Source organism: Rossellomorea vietnamensis NBRC 101237, assembly GCF_001591825.1.
GTDB lineage: Bacteria > Bacillota > Bacilli > Bacillales > Bacillaceae_B > Rossellomorea > Rossellomorea vietnamensis.
The window spans coordinates 25,254-39,884 of record NZ_BCVQ01000006.1; the positions used below are offsets into that span (position 1 = coordinate 25,254).

A 14,631-nucleotide genomic window follows, 5' to 3' on the forward strand; every position below is an offset into this window, starting at 1 on the left:
ATGGGGTGACTTTTCCTTTTCATCAATAACTGTCAGTGAATGATCGTTGAATCCTGTTTATTGCCGAGGGCATACCGGGCAGCTGAAGAGCCGGCTGTTTTCCCATATACAGCCCCGGACATCAATCCCGATCCTCCAGGATAATTGCGATAAAAAATACCGCCGACCATTTCTCCTGCAGCGAACAGGCCGGATAGTGGTTGATCATCTTTTTTTAATACCTCACCTGAAGGATTGACCCGGATTCCCCCAAATGAAAACGTAATGCCGCACGTAACCGGAAATGCATAAAATGGCCCCTTTGCGATTTTTAATGCCCAGTTCGTCTTTTCTGGTGTAAGCCCTGCTGTTTTCTTGCCGTCTTTTTCAGTAGGATTGTATTCCCCGTCTTGAACGGCTGCATTATATTCCTCAATGGTCTGCAGGAATTGCTTCTTGTTAACGGAAAGCTGATTAACAAGCTCCTCCAGGGTTTCACCTTTATAACAGGTTGCTTCTTCAAGATCATATTCCTTCCTCAGCAGAGGCCGGACTTGGGAGTCGTAAACCTGATAGGCGACATGACCAGGCTGTTTCAGGATTTCCCTCCCGTACTTTGCGTACGTATAATTCCGGAAATCCGCCCCTTCGTCTACAAATCGTTTTCCATCTTTATTCAGCATGATGCTGAGGGGGTAGGAATGTTTCTTGAAGATGTCACCGGGTTTTTTAAAGTCACCGACTTTCGGTGCATGGTAATCCGTGCCGATTGAATGACAGCCGGAGTATTCACCAAACTTCTCCGCTCCTGCCGCAATCGCCATTGTAATCCCGTCCCCTGTGTTATATTCGGTTCCGCGTACGATTGCCGCTTCCCATTCTCCCCCGATATGTTGTTTCCGAAGATTTTTGTCTGCTTCAAAACTGCCGCAGGCAAGAATGACACCTGTGGATTCAACGTTGATCCGCTCCTCATCCTTCTGCACAACCACACCGCTTATCTTTCCACCTTCTTTTATAAGCTCCACTGCAGCAGCCTCGTACCAAATATCGATACCCATTTCCCCGGCACGGGAAAAAAGCTGCTTCATCAACCCGATGCCTTTGTTTTCCGTCTTGACAGGAAGACCTCCCCAGAAATGCCGCTTGCCTTCCTTTTCATACGATTGATTATCATAATTGAGTTCGAATTTCACACCATGCCCCTTCATCCACACGAGCGTTTCAAACGAGCGGTCAACAAGCTGTCTGGCAAGCTCCGGCAGACTCTCCCCTTCCGTTACGCGCATGATATCATCATAATAGTCTTCCTCATTGTAGTCGGGCATGACGATTGAATCCGCTTCTTCATCAGAGAGATCCGTCACGACTTTCCGAATATCTGTGAGATCATGATAGGCCACCCTGATCGCTCCATCGGTAAAAAATGAATTTCCGCCTCTTTTATGTTCAGGACCTTTTTCGAGAACCAGTACTTCCGCACCTTCTTCACGGGCTGAAATGGCCGCACATAAGGCAGCATTCCCCGCTCCAACGACAACTACGTCGTATGAGTTCGTTTTTGACATCGATACTCCTCCTTATTACATGTCTTTTGAGATAGGGTCGATAGGATTCTTCCCTTTCTTTTTAAACGCTTTAATCAGTAATGGATAAAAGAGTGATAAAAGAGTCAATGCAGCCAATGCGATGGCAATCGGCGTATCAAAGAATATACCGAGGCTACCATTTGATGACAGCACCGCCATCCTGAAGTTCTGTTCCATATCTGCTCCGACAATCAAAGCCAGAACCAGCGGGGCAATCGGGAAATCCATGACCTTAAGGAATAAACCGAATATTCCGAAAATCAAGAGCAGGAAGAAATCCACTGCACTGTAACTGAGCGTGTAAGTTCCGATAAATGCAAGAATCACAATGACCGGATACAACACTTTTGCAGGTGTATCCAAAATCTTTACCAACAGGCCGACCAGCAGGATATTGATGATCACAAGTGCAATATTCCCGATGAACATACTATTGATCAGTGTCCAGACCGTATTGGGATCATTTTCGAACAAAAGCGGTCCAGGCTTCATGCCAAGCATGACGAGAGCTCCAAGCATGACAGCGGTTGTACCCGATCCGGGGATCCCCATCGTCAATAGCGGAATCATGGCACCCACTGAGGCAGCATTATTGGCAGATTCAGGAGCTGCAAGCCCTTCTACTGCCCCCTTTCCGAACTCTTCAGGTTTTTTGGAAATTTGCTTCTCTGTCGAGTAACTGATCATGGATGCGATCGATCCCCCGGCTCCCGGAAGGACACCGATGACAAATCCCAGCGGACCGCTCCTGAGAATCGGCCACAATGAGCGTTTCCACTGCTTTTTCGTAAACCAGATCTTCCCGACTTTCTTTTTCTCTTTTTTCTCCTGATCGATCGTCAAATAATTGTAAAGGACTTCCCCTACTGCATAAACGCCTATGATCACGATCAGGAAATCGATTCCTTCACTTAGATGGGAACTTCCGAAAGTGAAGCGATAGACTCCGCTCTGCGTATCAATGCCTACCGTACTGAGCATCAGCCCAAGAAACATGGCAATGAATCCCTTCACCATCTTCCCTACTGACAGGGCAACAATCGCCGAAAGAGTCAGCAGCATTAATAAAAAGTATTCAGCCGGGCCGAATTTCAAGGCAAAGCTTGCCAGCGGCTCTGCAAGAAAGATAAATCCGATGACAGCCATCATCCCGCCGATGAAAGACGCGACTGCGGAGATGGCCATGGCCTGTCCTGCCTGACCTTTCTGAGCCATCGGATATCCGTCGAATGTGGCAGCAATGGCTGAACCGTCACCTGGTGTATTTAATAGAATCGAACTCCTCGATCCCCCGTACATCGCCCCATAATAGATGGCAGCCATCAGGATGATGGCACTGACGGGCTCCATGCCGAATGTAATCGGGATCAACACGGCTACGGCTGTTGCCGGTCCCAGGCCGGGGAGCATCCCGACGATCGTTCCAAGAAATCCTCCGATGACAACCCACATAATATTGATTGGTTCCAACGCAGTTGTTAAACCCTGCATAAAATTGCTAAAATCCATCTAGTGCACCCCCTATGGAAGACTGACTCCTAATAAAATGCTGAATGCGTACCATGATAGAAAAGAAAAGCTGACTGCCACTATCACATTCACAACATATTTCTTCCCGTTGACCGTAAATAATAAAGCGCCTAAAAATAAAATAGTAGAAAATAAGAACCCGATTCGTTCAAATATGAACGCATATACAGCTCCGTATAAAACAGTCAGGGCAATTAATTTCGGTGTTCTCCCTTTCAGCAGTAGCTTGATATCTTCATTATGGATATGCAGGCTCTTCCACTCCTGGAATAAATAAACCGCGCTGAATATCAGCATGAAGACACTTAATCCGACAGGAAAATAGAGCGGCCCGTTTGGGTTACCGAGATTTGCCTTTGGCAAATTGACGGATGCTATTAAAAAAAAGAAGCTTAATAGAATTAAAAAAATGGGCATCCCGAGTTTGATTGCTCTCATGCTTTTCTACCTCCTCAATGACAGTAGACCGGCGGGAGACTCTTATCAGTCCCCTACCCGTCCGTCAGACTAATTTTTCAATCCGGAGCTTTCAACAAGATCTGAATATAATTTTTCCTGTTCCTTCATGAATTGCTTTGTTTCCTTGCTGTCTTTATAAAAATCATCCCAGTCATTGTTTTCAAGCATCTTCTTCCATTCATCCGTTTTGACCATTTCGCCGATCTTATCATCCCAATAGGCGATTTCTTCTTCTGTCATATCACCAGGGCCCATGATGCCTCTCCAGTGAGGGAACACCATGTCCACTCCTTCTTCCGTCCAGGTTGGAACGTCATCCAGTCCTTCCAGCCTTTTTTCTGAAGAAACCGCAAGAATCTTAAGCTTCCCAGCCAAATGCTGCTCTTTTACTTCTGAAAGGGAAGTCGTCACTGCATCCACATGTCCGCCGAGCAGCGCCGTCACGACGTCACCGCCGCCTTCATAGACAAGAAAGTCAAGATTAGTAGGATCGATCCCCTTCTCACTTGCCGCCTGTACAATCGACAGATGGTCATCGTTCCCGAGCCCCGGACCTACTCCGATTTTGAGCGACTTCGGATCTTTCTTCATCTGATCCAGCAGTTCAGAAGCGGTTTCAAATTTTGAATCAACCGGTACCGCGAGTGCCTGCCACTCTGTGGCCAATGTTGCAATCGGTGTAAATTGTTCATGGGATAGATCGCTTTGTCCCAATAATTTATTTGTCAGTACCAGACTTGAATTGATTGCAAGATGATGGGCATCCTTCTTCTCAAGATACTTCCACCCCGCTTCTCCGCCTCCGCCCGGTTTGTTGATGACATTGATGTTTTTATCCACAATGTCGTTATCACGCAAAACCTTCTGGACAGAACGAGCTGTTAAATCCCAGCCTCCGCCTGGAGAAGCCGGTGCAATAATTTCAATATTCTTTGACGGAAATTCCTTATCTCCCGAAGCAGAGCTGGAACAAGCTGTCATTAATGCCATTACACAAATAATCAATACGAAGCCAAACCTTTTCATTTTTTCTGCACCCCTTTTATCTTGTTTGTACTCACCAGAAACATCCCCTGTTAAAAAGGTGAAATACGTTAATTTAATCCTAGTTGCCGAACGAGTCTATGTAAACGTTTCCAAAATATTATGTTTTAAAAAATTTGTGGGGATTTTGTTCATTTTGTTCACCGGTTTCTTGCCTTCTGCAAATAAAGAAGTCTGCCACATCGATTTAAGTGATCACTTAAATCGATGTGGCAGACACAATCTCTCCTGGAAACTATTTCACTGCATTCTCACTTCCAATTCGGTATCTTCTTTCGGGACGTCCGACGATCCCATAGACATGCTCGACAGTGGCATCTTTTATCCCTACCAGATATTCAAGATATCTCCGTGCGGTTGTCCGGGATGCCCCCATCTTTTCGCCGACTCTTTCCGAGGTGATCCCTTCTTTTTCCTCTTGCAGGATTAATGTCACTTTATGAAGAGTCAAATAATCGATGCCCGGCGGAAGATCGTATCTTTTTTCAGCAGCTTTCTTTTTCTCCTTTCCAAAGAATTGATCCAAGATCTGTTGATTGACCTCTTCAGCAGAATCAAGCATCACTTTTTTCTGGAGATAAGACGTGATGGCTTCTTGGAATTTCTCCAGTGTCACCGGTTTGATCAAATAATGTTCGACACCGTACCGGAGTGCCTTTTCTAAAAAAGCCTTATCTTTCGCAGCTGTGATCATGATGACATCAACGGAAGGATAATCAGAGCGGATTTTATGCAGTAATTCAGTACCAAGCTGATCAGGCATATATACATCAAGTAGAAGCAAATCAACATATTGTTCATCAAGAATCGTCAAAGTTTCCTTAGCATTCATCGCTTTACCGACTAATGTCAGCTGCTCATTCTTCGCCAGAAATTCTTCATGTATTTGTGCAATGCGAAAATCATCTTCGGCAATGACCACTTTAACCATACCTATTCCCCTTTTGTGTGTGATTTCGGCAGGATGACAGTGAAAACCGTCCCTTCACCCTTTTTGGAATCCCATTCGATTGTACCCCCGAGCAGGGATAGTTCTTCCTGGACATTTGCAAGTCCATAACCCCGGTGGTCACCCTTGGATGAGACTCCTTTCTGAAGAATACGACCCTCTTCTTCAGATATACCTTTTCCGTTATCTGCGATTTCAAAGATGATATCGTTGCCAATGTCGGTAACGAAAAAAGATACGACCTTGATTTTTTGGTTTTTGTCCATCACCGCTTCGAATGCATTATCAATCAGATTACCCAATATAACGATAAGAGGTGAAAGACCGATGAATACAGGAAGCGGGGAAAGCGAACTTTCACCGTCGATTTGGAAATCTATTTTCTTTTCTGATGCTTTAGCAATCTTCCCTAATAGAATGGCCTGAACTTTCTCATCCAGGATACTCTGAAAGAATATGGTCGAATGATACTCCTGCAGATCCGATTCCTCCGTGAGGAATGTGATGGCTTCTTCATATTTCTGCAGCTGAAGCAGCCCGAGAAGTACATGCAGCTTGTTTTTGAATTCGTGCGTTTGTGCCCGTAAGTCCTGCGAGTACTGCTGAACTTCCGAAAGGGCATCTACCATCTGTTTAATTTCTGTCCGGTCCCTGAAGCTGAACACAGTTCCTGCCTTCTGGTTATTTTCGATGACAGGCTGGGCATTGACGATCATCGTCTTTTCTTTATATTGAAGTTCGATGTTGGAAATATGCAAAGAAGAAGCCAGCATGTCGGCCATCTTTTCAGAAGAAATGACTTCTGTCACGAATTCACCCTCAACATTCTCCTTAATATCAAGTAACTCACGGGCAGATTGATTCATCATTGTAATCACACCTTGTGTGTCGATGGCTAAAATCCCTTCCTTTACAGATTGAAGGACCGCATTTCTTTCCCTGAAGAGCGCACTGATCTGATACGGTTCCAGACCGAGCGTATCCCTTCTGATACTCCTTGCCAAAAACAGACTGCCGAACACCCCGAGGATCAGGACTCCCCCTGAAAGAGCAAGCATAGTGCGGATTTCATAGGCAATCTTACTCCGAATGGTTTTCATATCAAACTCCACCGTTACGGTGCCTTCGACTTTTTTGTAGTTGTCATACCGAATCATGACCGGGACAATCCCCTTTAACACTTCCTCGTCGCCATCCCCGGTATGAATCAGATTATTACTTCCGAATACCAATGCACGATAACGATCTTCTGGATCCCCATCCCCGATTGCTTGTCCGACAAAACTGAATATCTGTCCGTCCCTGTTTTCAATCAGGACAGCAGAAGCATCCACCTGATCGCGGATTTGTTCCGTGACCACACTTAGATCTTCTACAGGCTCCTCATTCTTAAAAGAATCCTGAATGACCGGCATATAAGAAAGTGTCTTGGCCGTTTGCATCGCCAGATCTTCTGCCTGATCAACGTCTTCCTGTGATTCCCTGTATGCAAACATCCATGTAAGCAGCCCGATCACGATCAGCAGAAGCGAAATGACCAAGCCCAATATTTTGACCTGAAGCGGAACCTTAAGAAGTCTATTCATCCAATTACCCCTGATTATACTGAATTTTCTATTATATTAATATATCATACTCATTACTGGATAAGGAACTTAAAAAAGCCTTAGTTTAAACCCTTCTCTATCAGAAGAAAAGAAGGGGTTAATGAAGATCGCACCTCTGAAAAAACCATGCATTGATATTATAAAAAAGAACACTCAGATATTGTTTCTGAGTGTTTTCTATATCAGGTACGGAATGACCATGTATAAAAGTGAAGAAACGGCCATCAGACTAAACCCCATTGTATAGTAAGGACGGCTTTCTTTCATAGAAATGTATACATTGATGATCATAGTGGCCAGGAAAATTATCGGAAACCATAAGGAACGATCTGGGTCCGGTTCAAACCCCGTGTATACGGAAACCATTCCACCTAATAAAAATAATAAAATAGATACAACCAAAAAAATCTTTCCACCTTGTTTTTCCCTCATCTTACTTCCTCCTACTGTTTCAAAGTGAAAAGGTCCTTCGATACAGCTACTGTTCTTTCATGATGTTTTTCTTCCTCCTTTTTCTTCACCTTCCCACCTTCCCCTTCAATCAAGGATCTCCTAAGGGTGGAACTCATCATGTTCACACACAGGATCAAGATGGCGAATAAAGTCAGTGGGACGACGACAAGCATCGGACGCAGAAAAATCTGCTGAATGTTGATAGCGATCGTCGCTGCCCATTCGTTCGTTTCGGAAAAGTAAACCGGGATGCTTTCCATGATGCCGAAGTTGGCGATCTTCAGGCCACCAAGGCACATATGAAGAATGCCGAGCTGTATGAGCAGGGCAAGAGTCTGGGACACCTGTTCTGAAAATAACACGATGGAGTGCCTTCTGAACTGTGGAAGCAGATGCTGCTTAATTAGATGGAACCTGCCTGCCCCCATCGTTCGCGATACTTGTATAAATTCGCTCTTCATAAAGAGCTTCATCTCTTCTCCTAAATAAATCCCGAGAGATGGAATTGTCACAGCGGCAATCGCAACTACTTGAATGACGAAGTACCGGTTGGACGGCAGCACCTCGGAATGAAAAGCTCCCTCAAGGGGAACGAGTAACGCAAATACGATAATGGCGAGAGGAATATATTGAAATGATTCCCCCAGCCCTTTTATGAACCTTCCCAGGAATGCAGGAAGAAATGTATACAGGACAGCAAAGAAAAACCCTAGAACCATACGTAATAATGCAATCGCCAGAGCTGCAAAAATGGTGTATTTCGCTCCGACTAATAAGAGCAGCAGAAAGTTCCTCCCCAGTTTATCACTGCCCAAAGGAGGCATCTCGCTTGGGGTGAATGGTGGTGCTGCAATGACTCTCCCATTCGCATCCGAGAGATAGTCTACAACCTCATCATAGCCGGGATTCATTACGGGTACCAGGAAGCTGACAACAATAAAGGCTATCAAGATCAGGGCTGGGAGTGCCAATCGTTTCGCCATCCAGCTATTCATGCTGCTCCCCTCCTTTCAACCACTTTGATAGAATACCCGAACCTACCGTAAAGACGATAAAGAACGGGACGAATATGAGAAGCATCCCAAGGAAGAATGCAGCAGGAGAACTCGTCGCCGTTCGCAGCAACGTCTGCATGAAGCCATTGATGTTAAATAGAAGTTCAATGATCAATAGATTGGAAAGCATCAGGAGAAAAATCGGCTTCAAATGAAAAAAGAAGTGAACCCAGACATTCCGGAAAAGATGATGCCAAACCGTATAGGCCCTTCTAAAGCCTTTTGAATAAGAAAACTCCACATATGGCTTGCTTTCTTCTTCCTTAAGTTGAAACAAAAACTGTTTTAACAGAAACACAACAGGCAACACAGATAAGCAAAGGATCGGCAAAAAGTAAATGCGTTCTTCTCCAAGGGCATAAATATCGAACACGAGCAGGTTCGTTTTTTTGAATAGCCAGATGATGAAAAGCTGAAATAATACCACAATAAACACATCCGGCAACGCGTCTAGGAGATTAACGATTTTGGTTGAGAAACGATACGCTTTCCGGGGCAATAACATGAGGGCATAACTAAAGAGCACCGCCAGGCAGACAGCTAAGAAGAAAGAACTAAAAAGAATGAGAAAAGAGTATGAATACGTATTGGAAAAGACCTCCATGATGCTATATTGTTTATTCCCCTCTCCCCAGTAAATGTAGATGGACGATGGATGCATGATTTCAACCCACGTCTGTTGCAATCGATCCCCATATGCAGCAAGATTTATTAACAGCTCTGTATCATACGCGAGCAGCGAACCGATTCCGCTAAGTAAATACAACCCCATCACAACTACTAGAAAATGAAAGGGAGTCTCAATCACCCTTTTCATACAACCCCTCCAAGCAATTTCCAAATTGATACATTTTATCCATATTAATGTTACATTAATGTAATATAATTGTAAACACAATTCAGAAAACAGAAAACTACATAAAAAAAACTTGAGGGAATGAATCCTCAAGCTTTTTTGACTGGATTAATCAAGCGAGCGCACATAATCGGCTATTTTTGACATTTCGATTTGACTAAGCTCTGATTTTTCTTCATATTGATGACGCTCAATAGACTCTTCAATCGTCTTCGCACTTCCATCATGCAAATATGGACCAGTCGCCCACACACCTACAAGACTCGGTGTATCAAAACTTTTACCATTCCTTGGATTTGAGAAGACGGCTCTTGCGTCCCCCTTTGATGGAACATCAAACTGATTGGCTGTCCCGATATCATGTAGATAGTCTGTCACATCCGTTGTCAGCTTCCCATCCTCACCTGTTGCTTTCACACTATCCGTAAACTGACTTCCGCTATGACAGGAGATGCAGGATGCTTTTCCTTCAAAGAGAGCCTTTCCCTCTTTCGCCGAGCTGGTTAATTCCCCATTTTCCTTATAAGGACTTTGTGGAACGGGGAAAGATTGCGGTTCCTTCAGAAAGGCGAATAAATCATCATACATCTTCTCAACCTCTGCCGGCAGTTCTTCACCAGGCTCATATTTCATCATGCCGCCCATTTCACCCTGGACCGTCAGGAGATAATCCGTAAAGTCATCCCGGCTGCCGTCCCAAAGGAAGAGACCATTTTCTGACGTTTGCACATTGGTCGGGACATTCCTTTGCCCCTTTCCAGTCATGAGAGTCAGGCCATTGATCTCCCCATCACTGTGACAGGACACACAGCTCATCCAGTTGTTCCCGGTGATATCCGCTTCAAACTCATCGCTATTGGCACTGTAAAAAATGGTTTTTCCTTTACGAACCTGTGGATCGAGTGGATCTTTTTCGATCAGAGAGATGTTATCTTGAAGCTTTTTTGCCCTCGAATGAGTCGAGGTGCCTCCCGAATCAATCGTCGCAAGGTCATGACTCATGGCATTATGGACGTAAAGAGTTTCACCGTTGTTACTTAATATGATTCCACGGGGATTATCCCCCTCGATTCTTCGTAGAATCTGGGTGGCATTCCCACCGCGCTTCAGATCAAAAACAACTAAGTCTTCACTTCCCGACATCACCACATATGCTTTCGATCCATCTTTTTGGAAGGCGACATCATAAGGATTTGATACGATCATCGTCTCATTTTTTGAATCCAGCACGTTGATTTCATCAAACAATTCTTTTCTCTCATCGACCAATTCTTCATCTTTTTCCAGATCGATGATAGAAATGGCAGGGAAAATTGTTTCCTCAAATTGAATGGGCGTATCGACATTGGTCACCAAGTGGGGGATCCATGCTGTTTTCCCATCAGGTGCAATCACAAATTGCTCAAGGGTATTCGGGATACCCTGGCTCTTTTTCCGGTCAGAAACATCAGGCGAGTCTGCCAGTTTAAAGGTTTTTGCAACCTTTTTCTTTTCTGCATCCAGCACGGATATTTCACCGGATAAATAATGAGGGATGTATATCTTTTTCCCATCCGCTGTTTCAGCCAACGTTCTTGGTCGATCGTGCACTGGGATCGTCTCAGTTACGTCCCCACTCTTCACGTCAACCATCATGATCGTGCTTTCCCGATAATTGGCTACATACAGGGTCTTACCATTTTGGCTTGTCAGGAGTCCAAAAGGTTCCTTTCCCACTTCATAGGAATCTACTACTTTCCCTTCTTCCAATGAGATGACATCAATCTTATTATCATACCTGCACGATACATACAGGCGATCTTCATCCGGTGATAACGCCAATTGAACCGGCTCTTTCCCGACAGGAATTTCTTCTTCAACCTTCTGTGTTTTCTCATTCACAATGGAAACCGTATTGGCATCAAGATTGGCAATGTAAAGCTCGGTTCCTTCTTTATTCTGAAGGATATTATCGCTATTGGTGGCTTCTTTCCGAACTGACTCGAAGCTCGGGTCATCTTTGGTTGCGGTTTGAACCGAACATGCAACAAGCGTTCCTGCTATGAGAAACGCCGTCGCATATCCTATTATCTTCTTCATAGGATCCCTTCTTTATCGTTTTTCGACCGTAACAGGAAGCAATACGGGCGCGATCCCATTTTTGCCATGTCCGGCTTGAACTTGTGGAACATTGTCCCCATCTGTATTCCCAGATGAGTCTTTGCTGTCGTAATAATCCCCTGTATCCCAGAATTCACTTGCCTGCATTCCTTCTTCAAGGGACGGACCATCGATGACCGTATCATAGAAATCACTGTAGCGTGAGGTGATCATATCGATTTCAAGGCCTTCAGGTGTTTCAGAATCCGATTCCCGATTGCTTAAATTTTGCAGGGCGACACGGTAGGTGGCAGACAATGCGCCTGCTGTATACGGGGTATACTCCATTTTCCCTTCCGATGTTTCATATGCATTCAATTCGTCATCCCAAAGCTTGGAATCCATCGCTTCATAAATGGAGCGTGCTGCCTCGCGGTATTTCTCATCATCAGTGGCTAAATAAGCTGCTGTCAATCCTCTAATCGCACCTAGTTGAGCATCCAATGTGACGTCTTCATCCGCACCTTCTTTAAGGTCGAAGCCTTTTGCAACCAGGCCTGAATCCAGTATCAGGTTGTCTATCATGAAGTCTGCCTGCTTACGGATCATGTCAAGTGCACGCTTACCTTCAGCTGTCTTCAATCCTTCAGCTGACTCCCCAGATGCGTATCCGACAGGAAGCCCATCGATTGCACGCTGGAAGATCCTCATCGATTCCATCGTGTATCCTGCCTGGAATGTATCCATATACGTTCCTTGTTCTTTTCCATCATTTTCTGTTACGAACATTCCTTTATCATCATTGAAATGCATGGCATCAATATTCTTGAATACATGGAGCATCACGTTTTGATTGGCTGTGAACGGATCAGTTCCTTTCACATCGTTACCAGGTGAGTCATCTCTATTCTCTTTAGGTGCAGAAGGATATGGTGCACCGTCAAACAACGCCTGGAATGATGGTGTCTTGTTCGGATTTGATTCCCTTTGGTCCGTCATTCCATAGAATTCTGAACTTGGCCAAAGCATCATCCACTGATCCTGAAGGACACTGTTTGAATCTTTGATAGAGAGTGATTTTGCGTTTGGTGCCTGTTTACCATCTTCGGTGACTTCTACACTATGTGGTAAGTAAACGAATCCTTCTGAAGGATCATACTGGCTTCCGAGGCCGGCAGCCGTCAATTTCCCTGTCGTGCCATCCACAAACAATTCATTGGAAATATAATTCACTTTATTCCACATTTCTTCCGTCAGAACCGCTCCCTGGAAACCATCTGCTGAGCTGACTCCCAGTGCAATATTCTGATCATCGTCATCCTTGGACGTTTCTCCTGCCAATTCTTCATCAGCATCAATCGTATGGAATCCGCCCATAAAATCCCCTGCCCAAAGCGCCTGCTTCAAGAACGTTGCCCCATAAGCGGAAGGGACAAGGGTCTTCTCCATTTTGTCACGGTCCCAGCGGAGTGATTCGAAGTTTACTTGATACATAGGTACATAGCTTCCATCATCATTCGCTGCATACTCACTTGTATCTACTTTGCCCTTATAATGGGGATCGCCGGCAGAGTATTCAATGAACGTCGGATACATATTCCTGAAAATTTCATCTTCCGCATATCCGACGGCACCCGCCAATTCATAAAAGCGGCTTCCCAATTTTTCATCAGCTGTTTTTCCATTTTGAAGGGTTTCAACAGCTGGGCCATTGATCAAATGTAATCCGAGACCCGATTTTTCGACAACTTCATACATGGCTTCCTCAGAGTACTCATAGGATTCAACGCCGGCTGTATAATCAAATTTTGTTGGCTGATCCAATTTATTGATATCTAATATATCTAAATCCAGGCCAAGGCTTTCTGCCAGCGGCTCGCCGGATAATTCAAATTCTGCATACGCAAACATATTCCCGGCAGTATCGAACGTATAATCAGAGACGTTCACCTTGCTTGCTCCCGTTTTCTTTTCTCCGTCTGATTTCAAAGCTTCTTCCTTATCACTGACACATCCGGCAAGTAAAAGTGAAGATGCCAAAACGGACGCGGATAATACTTTCCATGGTCTGTTCATTCTATGTAACCCCTCTCAACGATCAAGAATCACTCGAGAATGATTCTCATTACTGTTTATTAGTATAGTTTAATTGAGAAAGAATCTCAATAAGAATTTTCATAAAAAAGAAATCGATTTCATTTTTAAATATTATCCATTGATTTGAAACTTTGTCCTTTTGAGGACCGTACTCTTTGTATAAGGAAAAAAGAAAGAGTGATAAAAGTGAAGAAAAATATTGTACTATTCGATCTGATGATTTATGTCGCCCTCCCTCTGTTTGTGTGGAATATCATGAGGGATTACACCGGAGACTATTACGCCATGCTCCTTTCTTCTGTTCCAGGGATCATTTATACCGTCTACCGATTCATCGAGATGAAGAAAGTGAATACTTTCGGCCTGTTCATTCTGTTCACCTTGATTGTCGGTACCCTGATAGACGTACTGGCAGGTTCGTCTTTACAGCTTCTTTGGAATAATGTCTATTACGCTGCCGGGATCAGTTTGTTTTTCTTCGTTACCATGGTCGTCAGAAGGCCCATCACCTTATACTTTGGTCTTGATTTCGCAGAGCTCCAAGGTCATGACCGTACGTTTAGTAAGAGACTTTTCTATAAGAAACCACTTTTCACTTTGTTTCAATTGATCACGCTTTGCTTCGCACTGAGGAGTGGGATTTTAGCCGTTGTGAAAGCATGGCTCATTTTGGAGTATGGCGTGGAAGCATTTGATAAAGGCATCATCCTGAGACAGGCGTTCAGCTGGATCATAACCGGTATCACCGTTGCCGGATTCTTCTATATCGGGAAGATCATCAACGATTCCCCTCATTTGGTCGAGGAAGTGCAGGATGAGCTTGAAGAAGAAAAGGCCATTTAGCCTATTGGATGTTTCTGCCTTCAGACCTCCGTCTTGTCCCAATCCTATAGAACAATGTGAATATTTTTCCTATAATGGATAATAAAATGTT

Annotated in this window: 12 protein-coding genes; 1 reads left to right on the forward strand and 11 read right to left on the reverse strand. The window is 44.3% G+C overall.

Annotated features, from left to right (window positions below; genetic code table 11):
* Positions 1 to 32: 32 nt before the first annotated feature.
* The 11 genes from tcuA to BVI01S_RS05090 all read right to left on the reverse strand — a co-directional run bounded on the left by tcuA (position 33) and on the right by BVI01S_RS05090 (position 13,676).
* Complete coding sequence (gene tcuA / locus BVI01S_RS05040; protein WP_034762473.1) at positions 33 to 1,547, reverse strand: FAD-dependent tricarballylate dehydrogenase TcuA; 1,515 nt, start codon at positions 1,545 to 1,547, stop codon at positions 33 to 35.
* A 15-nt stretch (positions 1,548 to 1,562) separates the two neighbouring features.
* A complete protein-coding gene (locus BVI01S_RS05045) occupies positions 1,563 to 3,077 on the reverse strand; it encodes a tripartite tricarboxylate transporter permease (RefSeq protein ID WP_082197470.1) in 1,515 nt (504 codons plus the stop codon).
* A gap of 12 nt (positions 3,078 to 3,089) precedes the next feature.
* Positions 3,090 to 3,536: a tripartite tricarboxylate transporter TctB family protein gene (locus BVI01S_RS05050; RefSeq protein WP_034762471.1), complete on the reverse strand. Its 447-nt coding sequence runs from the start codon at positions 3,534 to 3,536 to the stop codon at positions 3,090 to 3,092.
* A 69-nt stretch (positions 3,537 to 3,605) separates the two neighbouring features.
* On the reverse strand, positions 3,606 to 4,583 hold the full coding sequence (locus BVI01S_RS05055; protein WP_034762469.1) for a tripartite tricarboxylate transporter substrate binding protein: 978 nt from the start codon (positions 4,581 to 4,583) through the stop codon (positions 3,606 to 3,608).
* 253 nt (positions 4,584 to 4,836) lie between these two features.
* Entirely contained in the window at positions 4,837 to 5,532 is a 696-nt protein-coding gene (locus BVI01S_RS05060; protein WP_061809499.1) for a response regulator, read from the reverse strand.
* A 2-nt stretch (positions 5,533 to 5,534) separates the two neighbouring features.
* On the reverse strand, positions 5,535 to 7,136 hold the full coding sequence (locus BVI01S_RS05065) for a sensor histidine kinase (RefSeq protein ID WP_061809500.1): 1,602 nt from the start codon (positions 7,134 to 7,136) through the stop codon (positions 5,535 to 5,537).
* 198 nt (positions 7,137 to 7,334) lie between these two features.
* Positions 7,335 to 7,589 (reverse strand): hypothetical protein, encoded by a 255-nt coding sequence (locus tag BVI01S_RS05070; protein WP_061809501.1) that lies wholly within the window; start codon positions 7,587 to 7,589, stop codon positions 7,335 to 7,337.
* 11 nt (positions 7,590 to 7,600) lie between these two features.
* Positions 7,601 to 8,605, reverse strand: a complete 1,005-nt coding sequence (locus BVI01S_RS05075) for an ABC transporter permease subunit (RefSeq protein ID WP_061809502.1) — start codon at positions 8,603 to 8,605, stop codon at positions 7,601 to 7,603.
* On the reverse strand, positions 8,598 to 9,482 hold the full coding sequence (locus BVI01S_RS05080; RefSeq protein ID WP_061809503.1) for an ABC transporter permease subunit: 885 nt from the start codon (positions 9,480 to 9,482) through the stop codon (positions 8,598 to 8,600). Before BVI01S_RS05080 ends, BVI01S_RS05075 begins: the two co-directional genes overlap by 8 nt.
* Positions 9,483 to 9,629: 147 nt before the next feature.
* Positions 9,630 to 11,600, reverse strand: coding sequence for a beta-propeller fold lactonase family protein (locus BVI01S_RS05085; protein WP_061809504.1), 1,971 nt, complete (start codon positions 11,598 to 11,600; stop codon positions 9,630 to 9,632).
* 12 nt (positions 11,601 to 11,612) lie between these two features.
* On the reverse strand, positions 11,613 to 13,676 hold the full coding sequence (locus BVI01S_RS05090; RefSeq protein ID WP_061809505.1) for a hypothetical protein: 2,064 nt from the start codon (positions 13,674 to 13,676) through the stop codon (positions 11,613 to 11,615).
* 207 nt (positions 13,677 to 13,883) lie between these two features.
* Here BVI01S_RS05090 and BVI01S_RS05095 point away from each other — a divergent pair, with 207 nt between their 5' ends.
* Positions 13,884 to 14,540 (forward strand): VC0807 family protein, encoded by a 657-nt coding sequence (locus BVI01S_RS05095; protein WP_034762855.1) that lies wholly within the window; start codon positions 13,884 to 13,886, stop codon positions 14,538 to 14,540.
* The last annotated feature ends 91 nt before the right edge of the window (positions 14,541 to 14,631 follow it).

Bases quoted from the DNA above. Each gene is read 5' to 3' on its own strand.
- BVI01S_RS05070 (WP_061809501.1), bottom strand. From the start codon at position 7,589: ATGAGGGAAAAACAAGGTGGAAAGATTTTTTTGGTTGTATCTATTTTA.
- tcuA (WP_034762473.1), bottom strand. From the start codon at position 1,547: ATGTCAAAAACGAACTCATACGACGTAGTTGTCGTTGGAGCGGGGAAT.
- BVI01S_RS05050 (WP_034762471.1), bottom strand. From the start codon at position 3,536: ATGAGAGCAATCAAACTCGGGATGCCCATTTTTTTAATTCTATTAAGC.
- BVI01S_RS05060 (WP_061809499.1), bottom strand. From the start codon at position 5,532: ATGGTTAAAGTGGTCATTGCCGAAGATGATTTTCGCATTGCACAAATA.
- BVI01S_RS05055 (WP_034762469.1), bottom strand. From the start codon at position 4,583: ATGAAAAGGTTTGGCTTCGTATTGATTATTTGTGTAATGGCATTAATG.
- BVI01S_RS05075 (WP_061809502.1), bottom strand. From the start codon at position 8,605: ATGAATAGCTGGATGGCGAAACGATTGGCACTCCCAGCCCTGATCTTG.
- BVI01S_RS05090 (WP_061809505.1), bottom strand. From the start codon at position 13,676: ATGAACAGACCATGGAAAGTATTATCCGCGTCCGTTTTGGCATCTTCA.
- BVI01S_RS05045 (WP_082197470.1), bottom strand. From the start codon at position 3,077: ATGGATTTTAGCAATTTTATGCAGGGTTTAACAACTGCGTTGGAACCA.
- BVI01S_RS05085 (WP_061809504.1), bottom strand. From the start codon at position 11,600: ATGAAGAAGATAATAGGATATGCGACGGCGTTTCTCATAGCAGGAACG.
- BVI01S_RS05080 (WP_061809503.1), bottom strand. From the start codon at position 9,482: ATGAAAAGGGTGATTGAGACTCCCTTTCATTTTCTAGTAGTTGTGATG.
- BVI01S_RS05065 (WP_061809500.1), bottom strand. From the start codon at position 7,136: ATGAATAGACTTCTTAAGGTTCCGCTTCAGGTCAAAATATTGGGCTTG.